The sequence below is a fragment of the Variovorax sp. LjRoot290 genome (assembly GCF_964253985.1).
Lineage (GTDB): Bacteria > Pseudomonadota > Gammaproteobacteria > Burkholderiales > Burkholderiaceae_C > Variovorax.
Window position 1 is genome coordinate 4578231 of record NZ_CAXURW020000001.1, and the last position, 21396, is coordinate 4599626.

A 21396-nucleotide genomic window follows, 5' to 3' on the forward strand; every position below is an offset into this window, starting at 1 on the left:
TTCTTCGCTAGCGCAGGCGGGCGAGCAAGCCGGCCGTGGAAGCGTCCAGACCCTGCGTGTCGCCCGAGGCCAGGCGGGGTTCGATGTCCCGCGCCAGCACCTTGCCGAGCTCGACGCCCCATTGGTCGAAGCTGTTGATGCCCCAAAGCGCGCCGCTGGTGAACACCCGGTGCTCGTAGAGTGCGAGGAAGGCGCCGAGTGCCTCGGGCGCGAGCTGGTCGAAGACGAAGAAGCTGCTCGGCCGATTGCCCGGGAAATTGCGATGCCCGCCCTCGTCGCGCTGCCCCACCATGAGCGCCTGCGCCTGCGCCAGTGCATTGGCCAGCAGCTTGGGATGATGGCCCTCGAGCTCGTGCGCCGCATCGCGCACGGCGATGAATTCCAGCGGGATCACGTCCGTGCCCTGGTGCAGCATCTGGAAATAGGCGTGCTGCCCGTTGGTGCCGGGCTCGCCCCACAGCACGGGCGAGGTGCCGAAGGGCAACGCCTGGCCGCCGGCATCGACACGCTTGCCGTTGCTTTCCATCTCGAGCTGCTGCAGGTAGGCCGGCAGCCGCTGCAGCGCGCTGTGGTAGGGGGCGATGCTGCGGCTTGCGAAGCGGTGGAAGTTGCGGTACCAGACATCGAGCAGGCCGAGACGCACCGGCAGGTTCTGCGCCAGCGGGGCGGTGCGGAAATGCTCGTCCATCGCGTGGGCCCCGGCCAGCAGGCGGCGGAAGCCGTCGGCGCCGATCGCCAGCGCGATCGGCAGCCCGATGGCCGACCACAGCGAATAGCGCCCGCCGACCCAGTCCCAGAAGCCGAAAGTCGTCTCGATGCCGAAGGCGCGCGCGGCCTCGACGTTGGTGGTGAGCGCCGCGAAATGACGCGCGATGTCGACGCTGCCCGACTGCTCGAACCAGCGCTTGGCCGACTGCGCGTTGGCCATGGTCTCGGCCGTGGTGAAGGTCTTCGAGGCGACGAGGAACAGCGTGTGCTCGGGCGCCAGGTCGCGCAGCACGCGCGCGAGTTCGTGGCCGTCCACGTTGGAGACGAAATGGAAGCGCTTGCCCGGCGCCACGAACTGGTCGAGGGCGCGCACCGCCATCTGCGGGCCGAGATCGGAGCCGCCGATGCCGATGTTGACCACGTCGGTGATCGTGTGGTCGGCGCGGACCGCTTCGGCGTAGGCCAGCATCGCGGCCAGCGTGGCATGGACATCGGCCAGCGCGCCGGCGAGCTGCTCGGGCGCCGGTGCGGAGGCGGGACTTCTCAGCAGGGTGTGGAGTACGGCGCGGTCTTCGGTCGCATTGATGTGCGCGCCGGCGAACATCGCGTCGCGGTGCGCTTCCAGTCCAGCCTCCTGCGCAAGTGCCAGCAGCAGTTCCTCGGTCTTCGCGTCGATCAGGTTCTTCGACAGGTCGGCGAAGAGATGGGGCGCCGATTGGCTGAACGCGCCGAAACGCTGCGGATCGGCGGCAAAAGCCTGCCGCAGGTCGAAGTCGCGGCCGCCAGCGTCGTAATGCGCCTGCAGCCGGCCCCAGGCCGCCGTGCGATCGCAACGTGTCTTCATCGTCATGCGACCTCCTCCATCAGTTTCTCCAGCTTCACCGCATCGGCCGCGAAGGCGCGAATGCCTTCGGCCAGCTTCTCGGTGGCCATGGCGTCCTCGTTGAGGGCGAAGCGGAACGCCGGCTCGTCGAGCCTGAGCTGGGGAATGTCGAGCGCCTTCGCGGCCTCGGCGTCGAGCGCATGCGCGAGCGGCGCTTCGCTGGCCGCGAGCTCGGCCAGCAACTCGGGGCTGATGGTCAGGAGGTCGCAGCCTGCGAGTGCGGCGATCTGCCCCACGTTGCGGAAGCTCGCGCCCATCACCTCGGTCGCGATGCCGTGCTTCTTGTAGTAGTCGAAGATCTGGCGCACCGATTGCACGCCCGGATCGTTGGCGCCCGAACGCGCCGCTTCGTCCCAGCTGCCGCCGGCCGCTTTCTTGTGCCAGTCGTAGATGCGCCCGACGAAGGGCGAGATCAGCTTGACGCCCGCCGCGCCGCAGGCCACCGCCTGGGCGAACGAGAACAGCAAGGTCAGGTTGGTGTGGATGCCCTTCGCTTCGAGCCGGCGCGCGGCTTCGATGCCTTCCCAGGTGGCGGCGATCTTGATCAGAACGCGCTTCTCGACCTCGACGTCCTCGGCCCGGTAGAGCGCCACGATGCGCTCAGCGCGCTCGATGGTGGCGGCCGTGTCGAAGCTCAGGCGCGCATCGACCTCGGTCGAGACGCGGCCCGGGATGAGGGAGAGGATCTCGGTGCCGAAGCGCACTAGCATCCGGTCGATCACCTCGTCGACGGGCAGGCTGCCGTGCTTCTTCACCGCTTCGTCGAGCAGCGGCCGGTACTCGGCCTTCTGCACGGCCTTGAGGATCAGCGAGGGGTTGGTGGTGGCGTCCTGGGGCTTGAACTGCGCCAGCTGGCGGAAATCGCCGGTGTCGGCCACCACGGTGGTCCATTGACGGAGGGCATCGAGTTGGTTCATGCGGCCATTATCCCGCCGCAAAACTACAGTCCGTGTGGTCCTCGGCTGACGGGGCCTGGCGAGGGCCGCGACTAGCCTTCGCTGATCGCCTCCGGAGGAATTCCCATGCCTTTTCGCAGACACCACCATGCGTCGCCATCAGCCGCTGCGTTCGATGACCGCGCGCACAGCGCGTCGATCGGCACGCTGGCCACGGCTTTTTGCGTGGGCGGTGTGCTGACCCTGCTCGCGCTCGCGACCGCCCGGGCGACCCGCACCGAACGCGTGGGCGGCCCCGCCGATGGCGCGCCGCTGATGCGCGCGCCGCTCCAGGTGGTGGCGCCAGTCGACCTGCAGCGCTACGCCGGCCTGTGGCACGAACAGGCCCGCCTGCCCAACCGCTTCCAGAAGCAGTGCGCGGGCCCGGCCACGGCCGAGTACACGCTGCTGGGTGATGGCCAGATGGAGGTTCGCAACCGCTGCATCCTGGACGACGGCAGCTTCGACGAAGCGGTCGGCGTGGCGCGCGTGGCACCGGTTGCCGGCCAGCCGGGCGCAGGCCGCCTCGAAGTGCGCTTCGCGCCTGAATGGCTCGGCTGGCTGCCCGCAGTCTGGGGCGACTACTGGATCCTGAAGCTCGACCGCGACTACCAGGTGGCGCTGGTCGGTACGCCGGACCGCAAGTACCTCTGGGTGCTGTCGCGTGCGCCGCGGCTGGACGACGCCGCGCTCGATGCCGAGCTCGACTACGCGCGCTCGCTGGGCTTCGACGTCGACAAGGTCGAGTTGACCGGCAGGTAGGCCGCGAGCTGCGCCGGCAAGGCGCTGGGCCGCTCGCAATGGATGGCCTGCCACCCGAGTTCGCGCGCCGCCACCACATTGGCCAGCGAGTCGTCGATGAAGACGGTGTCCGCAGCCGCCAGGCGGTAGCGCGCGGTCAGCAGCTCGTAGATCTCGCGCTGCGGCTTGATCATGCGCACGTCGCCCGAAAAGATGCCGCCGTCAAACCAACGGAAAAAGGCGTGGCGCTCTTCGAGCACGCGCGCATAGGGCACCGGCATGTTGGAGAGGTAGTAGAGCCGCAGCTCCTCCCCCGCATCGCGGCGCGCACGCAGCCCGTCGAGCAGATCGATGGTGACGGCAATCGGCTCCAGGCGCTCGCCCATGGGCGCCAGCGCCTCGTTGAGCCGGCCGACCGGCAGCGACAGCCGCAGCGCCATCCGCCCGATGGCGTCGTCGAGGCTGTGCGTGCCGCGGTCGAAACCCAGCCAGTCCTCGTGGTGGAACATCTCGCGCGCGAGCGCATGTGCGGCTTCGGCGGTGGGCGCGTGACGCATGAACTGGGACTGGACGAGCAGCACCGGCTCCCAGGTCAGTAATACAGCGCCCAGATCGAAGACCACGTTCATGCGGCGGCCGGTACGACGGAAACGCCATGCATGGCGAGGGACAGCGTCGTATGGGCGCCGGCGGTCAGCGGACGGGACAGATCCGCGGAAACCACGAACACAGAACCGAGCGCAGTGTCGAAGGCGTATTCGTAGACGCTGCCCAGATAGGCAGCCTTGCGCAAGGTCGCAGGCAGGCCGACGGCAGCGCCGATCTGCCACGCTTCGGGCCTGACGGCGACCTTCACGACGCCCGGCGCGATGTCATAGCGCAATGGCAGCGTCAGCGGCCCGAGCTCGACGCGGCCTTCGGGCTGTGCCACGGCGGGAAACACCATGGCCTCGCCCATGAAACCAGCCACGAACTCGCTTTCCGGATGGCCGTAAAGCTGCTGGGGGGTGCCGCGCTGCGCGATCACGCCATGATCCATCACGATGATCTGGTCGCTGACCGCGAGGGCCTCGCTCTGGTCGTGCGTGACATAAGCGACCGTCAAGCCGAGCCGCTGCTGCAGGCTGCGAATTTCCTCGCGCATCTCGCGCCGCAGCCGCGCGTCGAGGTTCGACAAGGGTTCGTCGAAAAGCAGCACCGCGGGTTCCAGCACCAGCGCACGCGCGAGCGCCACGCGCTGCTGCTGGCCGCCGGAAAGCTCGCTCGGCAGCCGTTCGTCGAAACCGACCAGGCCGACTCCCTTGAGCGCGTCACGTGCGCGCGCCATCGCCTCGTTTTTCCTGACGCCGCTCATCTTCAGGCCGTAGCTCACGTTCTCGATCACGTTCATGTGAGGGAACAGCGCGTAGCTCTGGAACATCATGCTCACATTCCGATCGGCCGGACCGAGCGTGGTGACATCGCGGCCGCCCATGATGATCGAGCCAAAACTCGGCGACTCCAGCCCGGCGATCATGCGCAGAGTCGTCGTCTTGCCGCAGCCGGAGGGGCCGAGGATGGTGGTCAGGGTGCCTTCGGGCACTTCGAAGCTGATGCCCTTCACGGCGAGCGGCGCGTTCGCGTCGCTGCCATAGCGCTTGGTGACGTTGTGGAGTTCGATGCCGTTGCTCATGTGTCGGTCCGTGTTCAAGGCGCCGCGACCGCGATGGTCGGCACGCCCGCCTTGCGCCGCCCCAGTTTGCGCTCGCCGACGACGAACTGCACGAGCGCAATCGCGAGCGACATCAGGATCATCAGCACCGTGCAGTAGGCCAGGGCAATGCCGTAATCGCCGTTGCCGACGCGGCCGATGATGTACGTGGTGGCGAGTTCGTTCTCGGCCGTGACGAGGAAGATGACCGCGCTCACGGTCGTCATCGCGCGGACGAAGCTGTAAATCAGCGCAGCAACCAGCGCCGGCTTCAACAGCGGCAGCACGACCTTGATGAGGGTCTGCGACGTGGACGCGCGCAGCATCAGCGACGCCTCGTCGAGCGAGCGATCGAGCTGCTTGAAAGCCGCCGTGCCCGCACGCACGCCGACGGGAAGGTTCCTGAACATGAAGCACAGCACGATGATGAGACCGGTGCCGGTCAGCTCGAGCGGCGGCACGTTGAAGGCGAGAATGTAGCTCACGCCGAGCACCGTGCCCGGAATGGCGAAAGCGAGCAAGGCTGCGAACTCGAAGGCACCCTGTCCCCGGAATTCGTTGCGTGCCAGCAGCCACGCGATCAGCAGTCCAAGGCCCGCCGTCAACGGCGCCGAGATGCCCGCGAGCTTGAGCGTCGTGAGCAACGAGTTCCAGGCCGTACCTGCCCAGACGAGACCGAACTGCCCCCACTCCAGCGCAAACGCGGTCTTGAAGTGAACGAGTGTGAAGGTGTAGTCGCGCCCCCAGGTCTGGACGAAGCCGCCCGCGAAGGCGAACAGGTAGACGACCACCGTGAAAGCGATCCACGGCAGCGCGATGCAATAGATCGTGCGACGCACGCCATCGGGCAGTGCCATGGCGATCCCGGCGTCGCCCTTGCCGCTCACGGTGGTGTAGTTCTGCTTGCCGAGCACGCCGCGCTGGATCGCGAACACGCCGAGCGCGAAGATCGTGAGTACCCAGGCCAGCGAGGCGGCGCGGCCCTGGTCATACTGTGCGCCGACGATCGCGAAGAAAATGTCGGTCGACAGCACCGAGAATTGCCCGCCCACCACCACCGGGTTGCCGAAATCCGCAATGCTCTCGATGAAACCCACGAGAAATGCGTTGGCCAGTCCCGGCTTGAGCAAAGGCAGCGTGACGGTGAAGAAGGTGCGCCGGCGGTTGGCGCGCAGCATCTGCGCGGCCTCTTCCAGGCTCGGCGCCACGCCCTGCACCACGCCCCGCATGATCATGAATGCGATCGGGGTGAAGGCAAACAGCTGGGCCACGAGCACGCCCGGCATGCCGTAGAACCAGCGCGTCGGCTCGATGCCGAAGCTGCTCTCGAGCGCCTGATTCACGACACCTGCACGACCGAACAGCAGGATCAGGCCGAGCCCGACGACGAAGGGCGGCGTGATGATGGGCAACAGGGCCAGCACGCGCAACGGACCCTGCCAGCGCTTGCCGCCGCGCTCGGCCATCAACGCCATCAAGGTCCCGAGAAAAGTGGTGCCGGCGGCCGTGAGCAGCGCAAGGACCAGCGTGTTCCACGCCACGCCGCAGCGCACGCCGCCGGAGAGGCAGTTCAACCCCCAGACGCGCTCGGTGCCGATGCGAGCGCCGAATGCGGCCAGCGACCAGCGGCCGTCTTCGTCGAAGAAAGCGCCTGCAAGCGCCTTGCTCACGGGGTACGCGATGAAGAGCGCCATCAGCACGCCGCAGCCGATTACCGACGCCGAGACGAACAGATCGCCCTTGAAGAAGCCCAGCCGCGCCAGCCCGAAGGCGAAAAGCATTGCCAGCGCCGCCAAGGCGATGAAGCCGCCCGCGCCGATACCGAACTGGTTGATCGGCAGCTCACCAAGGTAGGTGTTGAGGGCGGCGAAGCTCCAGCCGCGCGCGCCGATCAAAAAGCCGCTCGCCACCAAGCCGACCGCACCCGTGAACCCGCCCACGATCAGCAAACGGCCCTGGGCTCGGCCGGGACGCAGCAAGCCGCCCAAGACGCACACGCCGAGCCCGAAGAGGCCAACAAGGAGCCAGCTGCGGCCCTGCAGCCAGGCATGCATCACACCGTTCGCGCCCTCGGCTTGGCCGAAGATCTGCCCAAGAGCCTCGTACCAAGCGGTGTCCTGGATCGCGTACCAAGGCAACGCAAGGTAGCCGACCAACCCCACCGCAATGCATGCCCAGATGGGCGCGTTCGGCCGGCGCCCCGCCGTGGAAGCGGACTGCACGCTAGCGCGGCAGCGAGTTGACGTCCTTTTCCCAGCGCGCTATTAGGCGCCGGCGCTCGGCGCTCGCGCCGTACTTCGCATAGTCGTAGTCGATGAACTTGATCTTCTTGAAGTCAGGAATCCGCGGGTCGAGCTTCGCGTTCATGTTGCTCGGCAACTGAAACTGCTTGTTCGCGGCGCCGAGCTCCTGCGCGGAAGGCGTCAGCGCCCATTCGTAGAACTTCTTGGCTGCATCGAGGTTTCGCGAGCCCTTGATGATGCTCATCGAGCCGATCTCGGCGCCGGTGCCATCGGACGGGGTGATGGTTTCCACTGGAAAGCCCTGCATCTTCTCGCCGGGGCCGTCATGCACGAAGCTGATGGAGACCGCCGTTTCGCCGCGCGCCACGGCCTTGATGGGACCAGTGCCCGAGCGCGTGTATTGACCCACGTTCCTGTGCAGCGCCTTGAGGTATTCATAGGCCTTGTCTTCGCCCATCAGTTGCACGAGCGTCGCGATCATGGTGTAGGCGGTGCCGCTGGAAGCCGGATTGGCCACCTGGATGTCGCCCTTGTATTCAGGCTTGAGCAGATCGGCCCAGGTCTTGGGCACCGGCAGCTTCTTCTTGGCCAGGAGTTCCGGGTTGTAGCCGAATCCCAGAGGCCCGGAATAGATCCCGACGGTCTTGTAGCCGGACTGCTTGGCCTGCTGCTGTGCCCAGGGATGCAGCTGCGCCAGCGTGGGCGATTTGTATTCGAGCGTAAGGCCTTGTTCGGCCGCCTGCAGGTGCGGATCACCAGTGCCGCCGAACCAGATGTCGGTCTTGGGGTTGTCCTTTTCCGCGATGAGCTGCGCGAGCGCTTCACCCGAACCCTTGAGCGCCATGTTGATCTTGACGCCCGTCGTGCGCGCATAGACCGTCGAGATCACGTTGCACCACTCGGCCTGGACCGAGCAGATGACGTTGACGGTCTGTGCCGACACCGCGGCCGACAGGCCCATCAATGCCGCGACGGCGAAAAGCTTTTTCATGGGAACCTCGCTCGAAAAACAAAAAAGGGCCCCGCGGGCCGACCTTCAGCTTAGCGCGCCGGTGCCGTTGTCGGATCGGTACAAGTACCATTCGAGGTCAAGCTTCGTGCTCGGCATTTCACGCAACAACACGGATGTATCCATGAGTTTTGACCTCGTCCTCTTCGGCGGTACCGGCGACCTTGCATGGCGCAAGCTGATGCCGGCGCTGTTCCAGGCCTTCCGGCACGGCAGCCTGCCCGAAGACGGCCGCATCATCGGCGTCGCGCGCGACGATCTTTCCGACGACGGCTATCGCGAGCTGATCCAGTCGCGCTTCGAGGCGGTCGAGGGCGCCAAGCGGCCGTCGCCCGAGGAGTTCAAGAAGTTCGCCTCGATGCTGTACTACCTGCGCATGGACCTGTCGAAGGCCGAGGACTACGCCAAGCTCGCCGACCTGTTGAAGACCCGCGACGCCACCACCGTCGTGATGTATCTCGCGACGGCTCCGGCGCTCTTCACGCAGGTGGTGCAACAGATCGCCGCGGCCGGGCTCAACGGCCCGCAGACGCGCGTCGTTCTCGAAAAGCCGCTGGGCCACGACCTGGCGTCGAACCGGGCCATCAACAAGGCGGTGTGCAAGGTGCTGGACGAGCACCAGGTGTTCCGCATCGACCACTACCTGGGCAAGCCCTCGGTGCAGAACCTGTTCGCGATGCGCTTCGGCAACGCGCTGTTCGAGCCGATCTGGCGCCGCGAGCACATCGCCAACATCCAGATCACGATCGCCGAAGACCTCGGCGTCGAGAAGCGCGGCGCCTTCTACGACCAGACCGGCGCGTTGCGCGACATGGTGCAGAACCACGCGCTGCAGCTGGTCTGCGCGATCGGCATGGAGCCGCCGATCAATGCGCACGCCGACGCGATCCGCGACGAAAAACTGAAGGTGCTGCGCGCGCTGAAGCCGTGGACCGCGGAGTCGATCGGCCTGCACGCGATCCGCGGGCAATACACCTCGGGCACGGCCTACGGCGAGCGCGTGCCGGGCTACCGCGACGAGCCTGGCGTGGACCCCGAGAGCCGCACCGAGACCTTCGTCGCGCTGCGCACCGAGATCGCCAACTGGCGCTGGGCCGGCGTGCCGCTCTACATCCGCACCGGCAAGCGGCTGGCCTCGCGCGATGCGCGCATCGAGGTCAACTTCAGGCCGACGCCGCATGCGATCTTTCGCGCGCCGCCCAGCGCGGTCAACAAGCTCGTGATCAACCTCCAGCCCAAGGACGGCCTGGAGCTGCACATGCTCGCGCAGGCGCAGGACAACCGCCAGCGCAACGGCAACCGCCGCGCCGGCCCACAGCTGGCGCCGGTGCAACTGGACCTCGACTTCGACAAGCGCTTCGGCGCCGAGCGCGTGGGTGCCTACGAACGCCTGCTGCTCGACGTGATCGACGGCCGGCTCAACCTGTTCGTGCGCAGCGACGAGCAGGAAGAGGCGTGGCGCTGGGTCGAGCCGCTGATCGACAGCTGGGCCTCGGACGGCGTGCCGCGCCCTTACGCAGCGGGCACTTGGGGGCCGAGTGCATCGAGCGCGATGATCGCGCGCGACGGCTTCGCCTGGAGCGAAGAGCAGTAGCTGAGCACACCCCCAGGCTGCGCGCACTTCGTGTCGCTTCGCCAACCCCCTTGCAGGGGGCAACACCAGCGACCCGGCGCAGCCGGTTCCGCGGTGTTTCTGGAATGGGGCGCTAGATCCGGCCTTCTTCGACGGCGTGGCAGGCCACCTGCACGCCACGCAGCATCTGCAGCGGCGGCCGCTCGGCCTTGCAGCGCGCGTTGGCATGCGGACAGCGCGGATGGAAGGTGCAGCCGGTGGGCGGATTGAGCGGGTTCGGCACCTCGCCCTGCACCGGCGTGCGCCGCTCGCCGGCGTGCTTCATCTTCGGAATCGCCTCCAGCAGCATGCGCGTGTAGGGGTGCTGCGGGTCGCTGAAGAGCTTGGCCTTGTCCGCCACCTCGACCAGCCGGCCCAGGTACATCACGCCGACCTGGTCGGCCACGTGGCGCACCACCGCGAGGTTATGCGAGATGAAGAGGTAGGTCAGGCCGCGCTCGCGCTGCAGGTCCTTCATGATGTTGAGCACCTGGGCCTGCACGCTCACGTCCAGCGCCGAGGTGGGCTCGTCGCACACCAGGAATTCGGGCTGGGTGGCGAGCGCCCGCGCGATCGAGATGCGCTGGCGCTGGCCGCCGGAGAACTGGTGCGGGTACTTCACCATGTCCAGCGGGCTCAGGCCGACCGACTGCAGCAGTTCGCCCACGCGCGCCTTGAGCGCCGGGCCTTCCTTGAGGATCTCGTGCTCGCGCAGCGGCTCGCCGACGATGTCCTCGACGATCCAGCGCGGGTTGAGGCTCGCGTAGGGATCCTGGAAGATCATCTGGATGCGCCGGCGCAGCTTGCGCCCCTCGGCGGTCTTGAAGGCGGCATGCGCGTCCTGGCCGTCGAAGTGCATGCCGCCGCGGGTGGGCTCGTACAGGCCCACCAGCAGGCGCGCGACGGTGCTCTTGCCGCAGCCCGATTCGCCCACCAGCGCGAGCGTCTTGCCGCGCTCGATGGAGAAGCTCACGCCGTCGACGGCGTTGAGCAGCACCCGCGGCTTGCGTTCGAGCACGCGGTTGAGCCAGGGCGGCGAGACGTCGAAGCTCTTGGCGAGATCGTTCGCCTGGACCAGTGCGCTCATCGGGGCGCTCATGCCGCAATCCCGTCGATCGGCGCCGCGCTGTGCGCAGCGTGCAGCCAGCAGGCAGCGCGGGTCGCGCCCGCGTTGAGCAGGTCGGGCCGCTCTTGCAGGCAGCGGTCGAAGACGCGCGGGCAGCGCGGGTTGTAGGCGCATCCGCGCGGGATGGCATTGAGGCGGGGCATGGCGCCGTCGATCTGGTTGAGGCGTTCGCGGTCCATCGTCATGTCGGGGATGGCGGCCATGAGGCCCGAGGTGTAGGGATGCGCGGGCTGGTGGATCACCTCCTGCACCGGTCCTATCTCGGCCACGCGGCCGGCGTACATCACCGCCACGCGATCGCAGGTCTCGGCGATCACGCCCATGTCGTGGGTGATCAGCATGACGGCGGCGCCGCGGTCCTTGCAGATCTTCTTGAGCAACTGGATGATCTGCGCCTGGATCGACACGTCCAGCGCGGTGGTGGGCTCGTCGGCGACGATCAGCTTCGGCTCGGCCGCCAGCGCGAGCGCAATCACCACGCGCTGGCGCATTCCGCCGGAGAACTGGTGCGGATAGTGGTCGATGCGCTGCTCGGCACCCGGGATGCCGGTGTCCTGCAAGAGGCCGATGGCGCGCCGGCGCGCTTCTTGCTCGCTCACGGGCAGGTGGGTGCGGATGGTCTCCGTCAATTGCCGCCCGATGGTGTAGAGCGGGTTCAGCGAGGTCAGCGGGTCCTGGAAGATGGCGCCGATCTTGCGGCCGCGGATGTGGCGCATGGCCTCGTGGCCCAGGTTGTCGATGCGCTGCCCTTCGAGCCGGATCTCGCCGCTGGCGATGCGCCCCGGCGGCTCGAGCAGGCCGATGATGGCCGCGCCGGTGAGCGATTTTCCGGCGCCGGATTCGCCGACCACGCCGAGGATTTCGCCGGGTGCGATCTCGAAGGAGATGTCGTCCAGCGCGCGCAGCGTGCCGCGCCGGTGCGGGAATTCGACGACCAGATGGTTGACTTGCAGAAGGCTCATGTGCGGTGCTCCACCTTCTTCAGCGCAAGCGTGGGTTGAGGGCGTCGCGCAACCAGTCGCCCAGCAGGTTCACGCTGAGCGCGATCAGGACCAGCATCGCGCCCGGGAACACGGTGATCCACCATTCGCCCGAGAACAGGTAGTCGTTGCCGACGCGGATCAGCGTGCCCAGCGAGGGCGAAGTCGGCGGTACGCCGACGCCCAGGAAGGACAGCGTGGCCTCGGTGATGATGGCCGTGGCGACCTGGATGGTCGCCAGCACCAGCACCGGGCCCATCACGTTCGGCAGCACGTGGCGCACCATGATGCGCCAGGGGGACACGCCGGTCACGCGGGCCGCCTGCACGTATTCCTTGTTGCGCTCGACCAGCGTGGAACCGCGCACGGTGCGCGCGTACTGCACCCAGCCGGTGAGCGAGATCGAAATGATCAGGACGCCGAAGGCCACCGAGTCGTGCGCATTCGGAAACAAGGCACGGCCGACGCCGGCGATCAGCAAGGCGACCAGGATCGGCGGGAAGGACAGCATCACGTCGCACACCCGCATCAGGAAGGCGTCGAGCCAGCCGCCCCAGAAGCCGGCCAGGAGTCCGAACAGCACGCCGACGATGACCGAGAGCATCACCGACACGAGGCCGACGACCAGCGAGATGCGCGCACCGTAGATCAGCGCAGAAAGGATGTCGCGGCCCTGGTCGTCGGTGCCGAGCAGGTACTTGCGTGTGCCCTCGGACTCCCAGGCGGGCGGAAGGCGCGCATCGCCGAGCTCGAGCGCGGCCAGGTCGAAGGGGTTGTGCGGCGACACCCAGCCGGCGAACACCGAGCAGAAGATGCAGACGAAGGCGATCGCGGCGGCCAGCATCGCGACCGGCGAGCTGCGAAAGCTGTGGCCGACATCACTGTCCAGCCAGCGGGCTAAGGTTTTTTTCATCGGGTTGTGGGAGCGAATTCCGCGGGGCGCAGACTAGGCCGCCGCCGGGCCGCCCCAAGGCGGCCGAGCCTCCCCCTCGGGCGGTGGCGAAGCACACGAAGTGGCAAGCCGGGGGGGCCGTCATTTTTTCAGGGCTTGATGCTCATCCACTTGAAGAACATGAAGTTGTCGGCCAGCTGGGTGAGCTCGACCTTCTTGCTCACGCCCCAGGCGAGCGACTGCTGGTGCAGCGGAAGGTGGCCAATGTCGTCCGAATGGATCTTGAAAGCCTCCTTGATCAGTTCGTTGCGCTTGGCCTTGTCGGTCTCGGACTGGATCTTCTTGGTGACCTCGTCGAGCTTCGGATTGCAGTAGGCGCCGAGGTTGAACTGCCCGGTGCCCTTGTCGTCGGGACAGGCCGTCAACGAACTCAAGGCGTTGTGGGCATCGTAGGTGGTCGGCGTCCAGCCCAGCAGGTAGAAGCTGGTGTCGCGGCGCAGGATCTTGGGGAAGTAGGTGCCCTTGGTTTCGGTGGCGAGGTTGATCTTGACGCCGATGCGCGCCAGGCTCGCAGCCACGCTCTGGCAGATCTGGCCGTCGTTCACGTAGCGGTCGTTCGGGCAGTTCATCGTGACCTCGAAGCCGTTCGGGTAGCCGGCATCGGCCAGGAGCTTCTTGGCTGCCTCTGTGTCGTAGGGCAGGCGCTTGTCCTGCTCGGCGGTCCAGCCGTTGACGCCGGGGCCGACCATCAGCCCGGTGGGACGCGAAGCGCCGCGCATCACGGTGCGCTGGATGCCATTGATGTCGATGGCCTCGTAGAAAGCCTGGCGCACGCGCTTGTCCTTGAACGGGTTCTTGCCCTTGACGCTGGAGTACTGCAACTCGTCGCGCTTCTGGTCCATACCCAGGAAGATGGTGCGCAGTTCCGGGCCCGCGATCACGCGGGCACTGGGGCTGCTGTTGATGCGCGCCACGTCCTGAACCGGCACCGGCTCCATCACGTCGACCTCGCCCGAGACCAGCGCCGCAACGCGCGTTGCGGGGTTGGCGATGGGCGTGAAGACGATCTCCTGCGCGTTGCCGTCGATCTTGCCCCAGTAGCTTGCGTTGCGAACGAAGACGGTGCGCACGTTCGGCTGGCGCTCGCGCACGCGGAACGGGCCGGTTCCGTTGGCCTTGAACGAGGCCGTGTTCTCGATGCCCTTGCGGCGATCGACCGGGTTGGTCGCCTGGTTGGTCTCGCACCACTTCTTGCTCATGATCATGATATTGGTGATCACGTCGGGCAGGATCGGAAACGCTCCCATGGTCTCGATCTCGATGGCGGAGTCGCCCGCCTTGCGGACTTCCTTGATCTCGCTCACGTGGGCCTTCATGTCGGAGCCTTCGCCCGCGGCGCGGCGGAAGCTGAACACCACGTCGTCGGCGGTGAACGGCGTGCCGTCGTGGAACTGCACGCCCTTGCGCAGCTCGAAACGCCAGACGGTCGGCGAGCTCTGCTTCCAGGACGTGGCCAGCAAGGGCGCCAGGCTCAGGTCCTTGTTGCGTCCGACCAGGGTCTCGTAGACGTTGGAAGTGACGGAGAGCTGCAACGATTCGTTGAGCGAATGCGGATCGAGCGAGAGCGCGTCGCCTTGGTTCGCGATCCGGATGGTCTGTGCGCTGGCCACCAGGCTCAAGGCGCTCAGCACGGCCGCTGCGGCCAGTTGTTTCTTCAGATTCATGAGAAGCACTCCTCGGGTTGAAGGGATCAGGACGCCGTCGAGGCGACTTTGTTCTTGGTGGATTTGCCGGCAGCGGCCAGTGGCATGCCCTGCTCGATCAGGCCGGCATGCAATGCGGCACCGAGCGGCAGGATCTCGTCGTTGAAATCGTATTTGCTGTTGTGCAGGAAAGCGCCGCCGCGGGCGTCCTGCCCGATGCGCATGTAGGCGCCCGCCTTCTTCTGCAACATGAAGGAGAAATCTTCGGCGCCCATGCTGGGCTCCATGTTGCGCTCGACGTTGTGCGCGCCCACCAGCGATTGCGCGACGTCGCCGGCGAACATCGCTTCGGGCGCCGTGTTGATGGTGGCGGGATAGATGCGTTCGAACTTCACCTGCGCCGTGGCACCGAAGCCGGAAGCGACCGCGGCGCACAGCTCCACGAGCCTTTGCTCGACCTGCGCCTGCACCCGGGCGCTGAAGGTCCGCACGGTGCCCACCAGCATGGCCTTGCCCGGCACCACGCTCATGGCGCCGAGGTCGCCGGCCTGGACGGCGCAGATGCTGATCACTGCCGCGTCGATCGGGCGCACGTTGCGCGACACGATGCTCTGCACCGCGGTGATGATGTGTGCGGACACCAGCACCGGATCGACCGTGAGATAGGCATGCGCGCCGTGGCCGCCCTTGCCGGCGATTTCGATCGTGATGCGATCGGCGGCCGCCATCATCGCGCCGCGGTTGATGCCCACCGTGCCGGCCGGCAGGCCGGGCCAGTTGTGCATCGCATAGACCGACTGCACGGGGAAACGGTCGAACAGGCCCTCTTCGATCATTGCGCGCGCGCCGGCAAAGCCCTCCTCGCCCGGCTGGAAGATCAGGATCGCGGTGCCGTCGAAGTCGCGAGTTTCGGCGAGGTAGCGCGCTGCCCCGACCAACATGGCGGTGTGGCCGTCATGCCCGCAGCCGTGCATCAAGCCCTGCTTGGCCGACGCCCAAGCGAAGTCGTTTTCCTCCCGCATCGGCAAGGCGTCCATGTCTGCGCGAAGGCCGATCATGCGGCGGCTGGCCGTGGACCGGCCGCGGATCACGCCGACCACGCCGGTCTTCCCGATGCCGGGATGGATCTCGTCGACGCCGCAGGCCCGAAGCGCTTCCTGGACGCGGCCGGCCGTGTAGACCTCCTCGAAGCCGAGTTCGGGATGCGCATGCAGGTCGCGCCGGAAGGCGGTGATCTCCGGATAGAAGCGCGCGATGTGCGCGAACGCCCTGCCGTTCGCCTGCAGACGTGCCTCGCTCATCAGTGGCCTCCCGCGCGGCCGATGCGCAGGCGCGGATCGACCACGAAATAGAGCAGGTCGACCACCAGGTTGATGACGACGAAAATCAGCGCGATCAGACACAGGTAGGCGGCCATCACCGGAATGTCGGCGAAGGTCACGGCTTGGATGAACAGCAGCCCCATGCCGGGCCATTGGAAGACGGACTCGGTGATGATCGCGAAAGCGATCAGACCGCCCAGTTGGAGGCCCGTGATGGTCATCACCGGCACCAGCGTGTTCTTGAGCGCGTGGCCGAAATGGATGACCCGATCCGACAGGCCGCGGGCGCGTGCGAACTTGATGTAGTCGGTGCGCAGCACCTCGAGCATTTCGGCGCGCACCAGCCGCATGATCAGGGTGAGCTGGAAGATGGCGAGCGTGACCGCCGGCAGCACGATGTGGTGCCAGCCGTCGACTCGCAGAAGGCCTGTGCTCCACCAGCCGATCTGCACCGTTTCTCCGCGCCCGAAGCTCGGGAACCAGCCGAGCAGGACGGCAAAGACAAGAATCAGCAGGATGCCGATCAGGAAGGTGGGCAGCGAGACGCCAAGCAGGGAGATCGTCATGAACACCTGGCTCATGAAGGTGCCGCGGCGCAGCGCCGTATAGACCCCCATCGGGATACCGATCAGCAAGGCCAGGAAGGCCGCAGCCAGCGCCAGTTCGAGCGTGGCCGGGAAGCGTTCGCCGATCAGCCGCGAGACCTTGCTGCCTTGCCGCAGGCTCAACCCGAATTCGCCTTGCGCGGCATTGACGAGGAAATGCCAGAACTGCACGAAAAAGGGCTTGTCGAGCCCGAGGCCGATACGCAGTTCACGAACCTGCTCGGGCGTTGCGTCCTGACCGAGCAGGAACACCACGGGATCGCCCACGTACTGGAAAAGGAGGAAGGCGAAGAAGGCGACCGTGATCATGACGATCACGGCCTGGATCAGGCGGCGCAGTACGAAAGCAATCATTCAGCAAAGCATGTGTTCAACGATGCTAGCAGAGCAAGGTGCGTGCCCAAGAGGTGGTTCCCCGGGTTGCGCCTTGCTCGAAGCCGAGCCAAAAACGAGGCGCGACGAGGCGCCTGCAGCAAACGCTTTGCAGCGCGTCAGTTCACCTTGATGACGCGCCAGTCGAGCCGGTTGTCGGCGCGATGGATCACGTCGATGTTCTTCTTCATGGCCCAGGGAATGATCTGGTTGTGCAGCGGAATGTGGGACACGTCGTCGTTCTGCAACTGCAGCGCCTCGGTCAGCAGCCGGTCGCGCACCGGGAGATCGGTTTCCGTCTTCACGCGATCGATGATCTGGTCCATCTTCGGATTGCTGTAGCGGCCGACGTTGTAGTTGCCGTCGCCTCCGCTGCCCACGGTGCGCGTGAGCGACTGCAGGCTGTAGAGCGCATCGAAGGTCGGCACGCCCCAGCCCAGCATGTAGATGCTGGCTTCGTAGCGCTGGATCATCGGGAAATAGGTCACCAGCGGCAGCGTGCGGAGCTTCGCCTTGACGCCCACGCGCGCCCACATCGCGGTCACGGCCTGGCAGATTTCCTCATCGTTGATGTAGCGGTTGTTGGGGCAGGCGAAATCGACCTCGAAGCCGTTGGGGTACCCCGCATCGGCCAGCAGCTTCTTGGCGGCCTCCACATCGTAGGGATGGCGCTTGTGCACGCCTTCGCTCCAGCCGTTGACCTGCGGCGCCACCAGCCCGCCGGTAGGCTGGCTCAGGCCCCGCATCGTCACGCGATTGAGGCTCGCGCTGTCGATAGCCTGGTAGAGCGCCTTGCGGACGCGCTGGTCTTTCAGTGGATTCTTGCCCTTCACGTTGGAGCCGGGCAACTCGTCGCGGAACTGGTCCATGCCGAAGAAGATGGTGCGGTTTTCGACGCCATCGATGACCTTCAGGTTGCCGCTCTGGCGCAGGCGCCCCAGATCCTGCGGGCTCGGATCCAGTACGAAGTCGATCTCGCCCGAAAGCAGCGCCGCGACACGCGTGGCCTCGGACTTGATCGGGCTGTAGATCACCTCTGTCACGTTCGTATCGTTCTTGCCCCAGTAGTTGGGGTTCTGCACAAGAACCAGGCGCTGGTCCGGCTGCCATTCCTTGACCATGTACGGGCCGGTGCCCATGGCGTTGCGGTGGGCGTAGCTTTCCTCAGGCGTCTTGATGTCCTTCGGCTCGACCGACTTGTTCTTCTCCGCCCAGGCCTTGCTCATGATGCGAAGCTCCGTCAGCTGATTCAGCAGCACGGGATTGGGGCCCTTGAGGAGGACATCGACCGTATTCGCATCGATCTTGACCACCTTGTCGATGCCCTGGGCGTAGACCGCGTAGTTGGAAGTCTTGGCCATCGCGCGGGTCAGCGAATACACCACGTCCTCGGGCGTCAGCGTCGAGCCGTCGCTGAACTTGACGCCGCTGCGCAGGGTGAAGCGCATCTGGGTCGGTGTCACGAGCTTCCAGCTGGACGCGAGTTGGGGCTCAGGTTTGAATGTCTTGCTGTTGTAGTAGACCAGCGAGTCGTAGATGGCGGCATGGACGCCATTGCCCAGTGCGTTGTTCTGAGAATGGATGTCGAGCGTCGGAATGTCGCTCGCGCTCGTCCATTTGAAAGTCTTTGCCTGCTGTGCGGGCGCTGCCAACACAAAGGCCGCGAGGGCGACGGGAATCAATACGCGCTTGGAATCCATGGTTAACCATCCGTCACAAAGTCAAAACGCGGACTATGCAACAGCCGGGCCAGCTTCGGACACGGGAGAACGCCGACCCAAGGGATATCCCTGTTCGAGAAAGCCCGAGCAATGAAAAAAGCCACCCGACTTGCGTCGGGTGGCCTTTAAGACTTCCCATCAAAGCTGGCTTGCGCCAGCGTCAAATCAGAAAGCGTGACGAATACCGACGTCGTAGCCGGTCGAGGTCTTCGGCAGGAAGGCCTGACCCGGGAGCAGGGTCGTGGTGGTCACGAACGACGGGCCACCCAAGGTCAAAGCTGCGCCATCCTTGTTGCGGATGCGAGCCACCGTCGCGTACAGAGCCGTGCGCTTCGACAGGTTGTGCACGTAGCCGATGGCGAACTTGTTGGCCTTCGGGTCTTCGAGCGCCGAGAACGGCACGTTCAGGTCGTACTTGACAGCCGAGTAGGCCGCGCGGATGAGGCCAGCGCCCACCGGCACGGTCACGCCGATCAGGTAACCCTTGAGGTCGATGTCGTTGCCGATGGTGCCAGTGACGAACGGCGTATCGACGTCGATTTCGTTCTTGGCGCGCGACACTTCACCGAAGAGCTTCACGACGCCGAAGTCGTACGAGGCGCCGAGGTTGAAGGTCTTCACCGAGGTGGTGGTGCCGACATAGTAGTTGTCACCGATCGTGCTGTTGCCATACGAGGTAGCGACGTCCAGCGGGCCATTGGCATAGCCGACGCGGCCGCCGACGTAACGACCAGTGCGCGAGTTGTTCAGCGCGGTCGGCGTGACGGTACCCGGATCGAACTTGTTCTGCTCGTGGAAGCCGTACTGCACCTGGCCATAGAAGCCACCGAGGTTCGGGGGCAGGAAGTAGCCGATGGTGTTGCTGGCGCGAACGTAGTTGTTGCCGCCAACGTTGGGGACGCCGGCGACCACCGGGGGAGCAGCGCCGTTGAAGGTACCGAACGCGTCGTTGGCGGTCGAAACCAGGTTGGTACCCACGCCGTTGGTGCCGAACGGATCGAACACGGTGTCGTTCCAGAAGGTCGGGGTGTAGTCGCGACCCAGGCGGACTTCACCGAAACCACCCGACAGGCTCACGGTCGAACGACGACGGAACGTCGAGATACCGGTTTGGCCGTCGTCATTGCTGATCGGGGCTTCGAGCCAGAAGCTGGCAGCCAGGCCGCCACCGAGGTCTTCCGTACCACGGAAGCCGATACGGCTGGAGTTGTAGCCCGAGTTCGTCAGCGCGGTGCGGCTGGCCTTGATGCTATCAACGAAGAAGGGATTGGCGAGGGTCGGGAAGCCGACGTTCTCCGACTTATTCGAATAGCCGCTGATGGCAGCGTCAACCACACCGAACAGCGTGACCGACGACTGAGCCGAGGCAACACCGGCAACAGCCAGGGCAGCCAGAGCAACTAGAGATTTTTTCATTGCAAGTTTCTCCAAGGTTAAACATAGGGCTCCGGTGCGAAGGGCTCACCGTGACTGGCACATTTGTGCTCCTACCGGACCCCGGGCCAACCTCCTTTTGGGAAGTTGTCGCTATTGCACCAGAGCCGCCTCACCAGGGCAAAACAAATCGCCCGAAATCGCGGCCGGGCTCGGCGTTTCGTTGCAGCAGTGCAACAAAGCTTTAGCAGTCATCACGACACCACCATGCGAAACAAGACCTGCCCTGCATGAGCTCTATTTCGGATCGGTTCCAATCGCCCCATGAATCCTTCGCTCGACTCCGCCCTGGCCGTCGCAGACGCGGCCTTGCGTACCTTGTTCGCCAAGCCGCATGCAACGCGGGCCGCCCCGCCACCGGCGGATCCCGCAGGCGAGCTCAGCGAGGCCGAGCGCCGGGAAGCGGGCGCGTTGATGCGCGTGAATCATGTCGGGGAAGTGTGCGCCCAGGCCTTGTATACAGCGCAGGCTGCCGTTGCGCGGGATCCGGTGCTGCGGGCGCATTTCGACGCGGCAGCGCGCGAAGAAACCGACCACCTCGCCTGGACGCGACAGCGCCTCGACGAATTGGGAGCCCACCCCTCGGTGCTGAATCCCGTCTGGTATCTGGGCGCATTCGGCCTGGGCCTCATTGCCGGCCGGCTCGGCGATCCGCTGAGCCTGGGCTTCGTGGCCGAAACCGAGCGCCAGGTGGAGGCGCACCTGGACGGGCACCTCGACCGCCTGCCGGCGGGTGACACCGCATCGCGGGCCGTGATCAACCAAATGAAGCTGGACGAAGCGCGCCACGCAGCGCAGGCATGGAGCGCCGGCGCCCAGGAATTGCCGGCACCGACCAAGGCCCTGATGCGCCTGGCCTCCCGGGTGATGACGACAGTTGCCCACCGCATCTGAGCGGGCGGGCCCGGGCTGCATTCAAGTTTCGATCAGATCGAAGCTGGTCGTGATCTCGGCGGTCTTCGCCAGCATGATGGTGGCCGAGCAATAGGTGTCGTGGCTCAGCGCGATCGCGCGTTCCACGGCGGCCGCCGGGATTGCCTTGCCCGCCACCGTGAAGTGCATGTGGATCCTGGTGAAAACCTTGGGATCCTTTTCCGCCCTCTCGCTGGTCAGCTTGACGCTGCAGCGCTCGACCTGGTGCCGCCCGCGCTTCAGGATCAGCACCACGTCGTAGGCGGTGCAGCCGCCGGTGCCGGCGAGCACGGTTTCCATCGGCCGGGCTGCGAGGTTCTGTCCGCCGTTCTCCGGCTTGGCCGCATCCGGCGCCCCGTCCATCATCAGGACGTGGCCGCTACCGGTCTCGGCAACGAAGCCCATCGCCGATCGCGCACCCGCGTTGCCGGTCCAGCTCACTGTGCATTCCATTTTTTTGCAGACTCCAGGGTCACGACGGGGCAAAAAATCACGCCGGCGTGGATTT

General features: G+C 66.0%; 18 protein-coding genes. 3 read left to right on the forward strand and 15 right to left on the reverse strand.

What is annotated here, in order from left to right:
* Positions 1 to 7: 7 nt before the first annotated feature.
* Both pgi and tal read right to left on the reverse strand, forming a co-directional pair.
* Positions 8 to 1558 carry a glucose-6-phosphate isomerase gene (gene pgi / locus ACSQ9A_RS22810; protein ID WP_436305283.1) on the reverse strand — a complete coding sequence of 517 codons (1551 nt, stop codon included), beginning with the start codon at positions 1556 to 1558 and terminating at the stop codon, positions 8 to 10.
* Positions 1555 to 2508 carry a transaldolase gene (tal, locus tag ACSQ9A_RS22815; protein ID WP_436305284.1) on the reverse strand — a complete coding sequence of 318 codons (954 nt, stop codon included), beginning with the start codon at positions 2506 to 2508 and terminating at the stop codon, positions 1555 to 1557. The genes pgi and tal overlap by 4 nt, the downstream gene beginning before the upstream one ends.
* Before the next feature lie 105 nt (positions 2509 to 2613).
* Here tal and ACSQ9A_RS22820 point away from each other — a divergent pair, with 105 nt between their 5' ends.
* The gene (locus tag ACSQ9A_RS22820; protein WP_436293526.1) at positions 2614 to 3288 is read left to right on the forward strand and encodes a lipocalin family protein; all 675 of its coding nucleotides are present in this window, start codon (positions 2614 to 2616) and stop codon (positions 3286 to 3288) included.
* Here ACSQ9A_RS22820 and ACSQ9A_RS22825 read toward each other — a convergent pair.
* From ACSQ9A_RS22825 to ACSQ9A_RS22840, 4 genes are read right to left on the reverse strand one after another with little or no spacing between them, the layout of a single operon-like run.
* Positions 3234 to 3896 carry an HAD family hydrolase gene (locus tag ACSQ9A_RS22825; RefSeq protein WP_436305285.1) on the reverse strand — a complete coding sequence of 221 codons (663 nt, stop codon included), beginning with the start codon at positions 3894 to 3896 and terminating at the stop codon, positions 3234 to 3236. The genes ACSQ9A_RS22820 and ACSQ9A_RS22825 overlap by 55 nt on opposite strands.
* Positions 3893 to 4939 carry an ABC transporter ATP-binding protein gene (locus ACSQ9A_RS22830; protein ID WP_436305286.1) on the reverse strand — a complete coding sequence of 349 codons (1047 nt, stop codon included), beginning with the start codon at positions 4937 to 4939 and terminating at the stop codon, positions 3893 to 3895. Before ACSQ9A_RS22830 ends, ACSQ9A_RS22825 begins: the two co-directional genes overlap by 4 nt.
* Before the next feature lie 14 nt (positions 4940 to 4953).
* Complete coding sequence (locus ACSQ9A_RS22835; RefSeq protein ID WP_436306346.1) at positions 4954 to 7137, reverse strand: ABC transporter permease; 2184 nt, start codon at positions 7135 to 7137, stop codon at positions 4954 to 4956.
* A gap of 43 nt (positions 7138 to 7180) precedes the next feature.
* Positions 7181 to 8191, reverse strand: coding sequence for an ABC transporter substrate-binding protein (locus ACSQ9A_RS22840; protein ID WP_093109647.1), 1011 nt, complete (start codon positions 8189 to 8191; stop codon positions 7181 to 7183).
* A 142-nt stretch (positions 8192 to 8333) separates the two neighbouring features.
* Between ACSQ9A_RS22840 and zwf the strand changes: the two genes are divergently transcribed.
* Complete coding sequence (gene zwf / locus ACSQ9A_RS22845) at positions 8334 to 9803, forward strand: glucose-6-phosphate dehydrogenase (RefSeq protein WP_436305287.1); 1470 nt, start codon at positions 8334 to 8336, stop codon at positions 9801 to 9803.
* Between the two features lie 112 nt (positions 9804 to 9915).
* Here the strand turns inward: zwf and ACSQ9A_RS22850 are convergent, their stop codons facing one another.
* The 8 genes from ACSQ9A_RS22850 to ACSQ9A_RS22885 all read right to left on the reverse strand — a co-directional run bounded on the left by ACSQ9A_RS22850 (position 9916) and on the right by ACSQ9A_RS22885 (position 19958).
* Positions 9916 to 10908, reverse strand: coding sequence for an ABC transporter ATP-binding protein (locus ACSQ9A_RS22850; protein WP_436305288.1), 993 nt, complete (start codon positions 10906 to 10908; stop codon positions 9916 to 9918).
* A gap of 8 nt (positions 10909 to 10916) precedes the next feature.
* Complete coding sequence (locus ACSQ9A_RS22855; protein ID WP_093109650.1) at positions 10917 to 11909, reverse strand: ABC transporter ATP-binding protein; 993 nt, start codon at positions 11907 to 11909, stop codon at positions 10917 to 10919.
* 19 nt (positions 11910 to 11928) lie between these two features.
* Entirely contained in the window at positions 11929 to 12840 is a 912-nt protein-coding gene (locus ACSQ9A_RS22860; RefSeq protein ID WP_093109651.1) for an ABC transporter permease, read from the reverse strand.
* 128 nt (positions 12841 to 12968) lie between these two features.
* The gene (locus tag ACSQ9A_RS22865; protein ID WP_436305289.1) at positions 12969 to 14543 is read right to left on the reverse strand and encodes an ABC transporter substrate-binding protein; all 1575 of its coding nucleotides are present in this window, start codon (positions 14541 to 14543) and stop codon (positions 12969 to 12971) included.
* Positions 14544 to 14569: 26 nt separating this feature from the next.
* Entirely contained in the window at positions 14570 to 15823 is a 1254-nt protein-coding gene (locus tag ACSQ9A_RS22870) for a M20 aminoacylase family protein (RefSeq protein ID WP_436296533.1), read from the reverse strand.
* On the reverse strand, positions 15823 to 16803 hold the full coding sequence (locus ACSQ9A_RS22875) for an ABC transporter permease (protein WP_093109654.1): 981 nt from the start codon (positions 16801 to 16803) through the stop codon (positions 15823 to 15825). Before ACSQ9A_RS22875 ends, ACSQ9A_RS22870 begins: the two co-directional genes overlap by 1 nt.
* A gap of 137 nt (positions 16804 to 16940) precedes the next feature.
* Positions 16941 to 18521 (reverse strand): ABC transporter substrate-binding protein, encoded by a 1581-nt coding sequence (locus ACSQ9A_RS22880; protein ID WP_436305290.1) that lies wholly within the window; start codon positions 18519 to 18521, stop codon positions 16941 to 16943.
* Positions 18522 to 18707: 186 nt separating this feature from the next.
* Entirely contained in the window at positions 18708 to 19958 is a 1251-nt protein-coding gene (locus ACSQ9A_RS22885) for a porin (protein WP_436305291.1), read from the reverse strand.
* A 282-nt stretch (positions 19959 to 20240) separates the two neighbouring features.
* On the opposite strand from ACSQ9A_RS22885, the gene coq7 reads away from it, so the two are divergent.
* Positions 20241 to 20870, forward strand: coding sequence for a 2-polyprenyl-3-methyl-6-methoxy-1,4-benzoquinone monooxygenase (gene coq7 / locus ACSQ9A_RS22890; protein WP_436296535.1), 630 nt, complete (start codon positions 20241 to 20243; stop codon positions 20868 to 20870).
* A gap of 21 nt (positions 20871 to 20891) precedes the next feature.
* Here coq7 and ACSQ9A_RS22895 read toward each other — a convergent pair whose 3' ends face one another.
* Positions 20892 to 21341, reverse strand: coding sequence for an OsmC family protein (locus ACSQ9A_RS22895; RefSeq protein ID WP_436305292.1), 450 nt, complete (start codon positions 21339 to 21341; stop codon positions 20892 to 20894).
* Positions 21342 to 21396 lie beyond the last annotated feature (55 nt).

What these genes read in the sequence shown, in the direction of transcription:
- coq7 (WP_436296535.1), top strand. Translation starts at nt 20,241, where the DNA reads ATGAATCCTTCGCTCGACTCCGCCCTGGCCGTCGCAGACGCGGCCTTG.
- ACSQ9A_RS22880 (WP_436305290.1), bottom strand. Translation starts at nt 18,521, where the DNA reads ATGGATTCCAAGCGCGTATTGATTCCCGTCGCCCTCGCGGCCTTTGTG.
- ACSQ9A_RS22850 (WP_436305288.1), bottom strand. Translation starts at nt 10,908, where the DNA reads ATGAGCGCACTGGTCCAGGCGAACGATCTCGCCAAGAGCTTCGACGTC.
- ACSQ9A_RS22820 (WP_436293526.1), top strand. Translation starts at nt 2,614, where the DNA reads ATGCCTTTTCGCAGACACCACCATGCGTCGCCATCAGCCGCTGCGTTC.
- ACSQ9A_RS22855 (WP_093109650.1), bottom strand. Translation starts at nt 11,909, where the DNA reads ATGAGCCTTCTGCAAGTCAACCATCTGGTCGTCGAATTCCCGCACCGG.
- ACSQ9A_RS22885 (WP_436305291.1), bottom strand. Translation starts at nt 19,958, where the DNA reads ATGAAAAAATCTCTAGTTGCTCTGGCTGCCCTGGCTGTTGCCGGTGTT.
- ACSQ9A_RS22830 (WP_436305286.1), bottom strand. Translation starts at nt 4,939, where the DNA reads ATGAGCAACGGCATCGAACTCCACAACGTCACCAAGCGCTATGGCAGC.
- zwf (WP_436305287.1), top strand. Translation starts at nt 8,334, where the DNA reads ATGAGTTTTGACCTCGTCCTCTTCGGCGGTACCGGCGACCTTGCATGG.
- ACSQ9A_RS22825 (WP_436305285.1), bottom strand. Translation starts at nt 3,896, where the DNA reads ATGAACGTGGTCTTCGATCTGGGCGCTGTATTACTGACCTGGGAGCCG.
- ACSQ9A_RS22870 (WP_436296533.1), bottom strand. Translation starts at nt 15,823, where the DNA reads ATGAGCGAGGCACGTCTGCAGGCGAACGGCAGGGCGTTCGCGCACATC.
- ACSQ9A_RS22840 (WP_093109647.1), bottom strand. Translation starts at nt 8,191, where the DNA reads ATGAAAAAGCTTTTCGCCGTCGCGGCATTGATGGGCCTGTCGGCCGCG.
- tal (WP_436305284.1), bottom strand. Translation starts at nt 2,508, where the DNA reads ATGAACCAACTCGATGCCCTCCGTCAATGGACCACCGTGGTGGCCGAC.
- ACSQ9A_RS22860 (WP_093109651.1), bottom strand. Translation starts at nt 12,840, where the DNA reads ATGAAAAAAACCTTAGCCCGCTGGCTGGACAGTGATGTCGGCCACAGC.
- ACSQ9A_RS22895 (WP_436305292.1), bottom strand. Translation starts at nt 21,341, where the DNA reads ATGGAATGCACAGTGAGCTGGACCGGCAACGCGGGTGCGCGATCGGCG.
- ACSQ9A_RS22865 (WP_436305289.1), bottom strand. Translation starts at nt 14,543, where the DNA reads ATGAATCTGAAGAAACAACTGGCCGCAGCGGCCGTGCTGAGCGCCTTG.
- pgi (WP_436305283.1), bottom strand. Translation starts at nt 1,558, where the DNA reads ATGACGATGAAGACACGTTGCGATCGCACGGCGGCCTGGGGCCGGCTG.
- ACSQ9A_RS22875 (WP_093109654.1), bottom strand. Translation starts at nt 16,803, where the DNA reads ATGATTGCTTTCGTACTGCGCCGCCTGATCCAGGCCGTGATCGTCATG.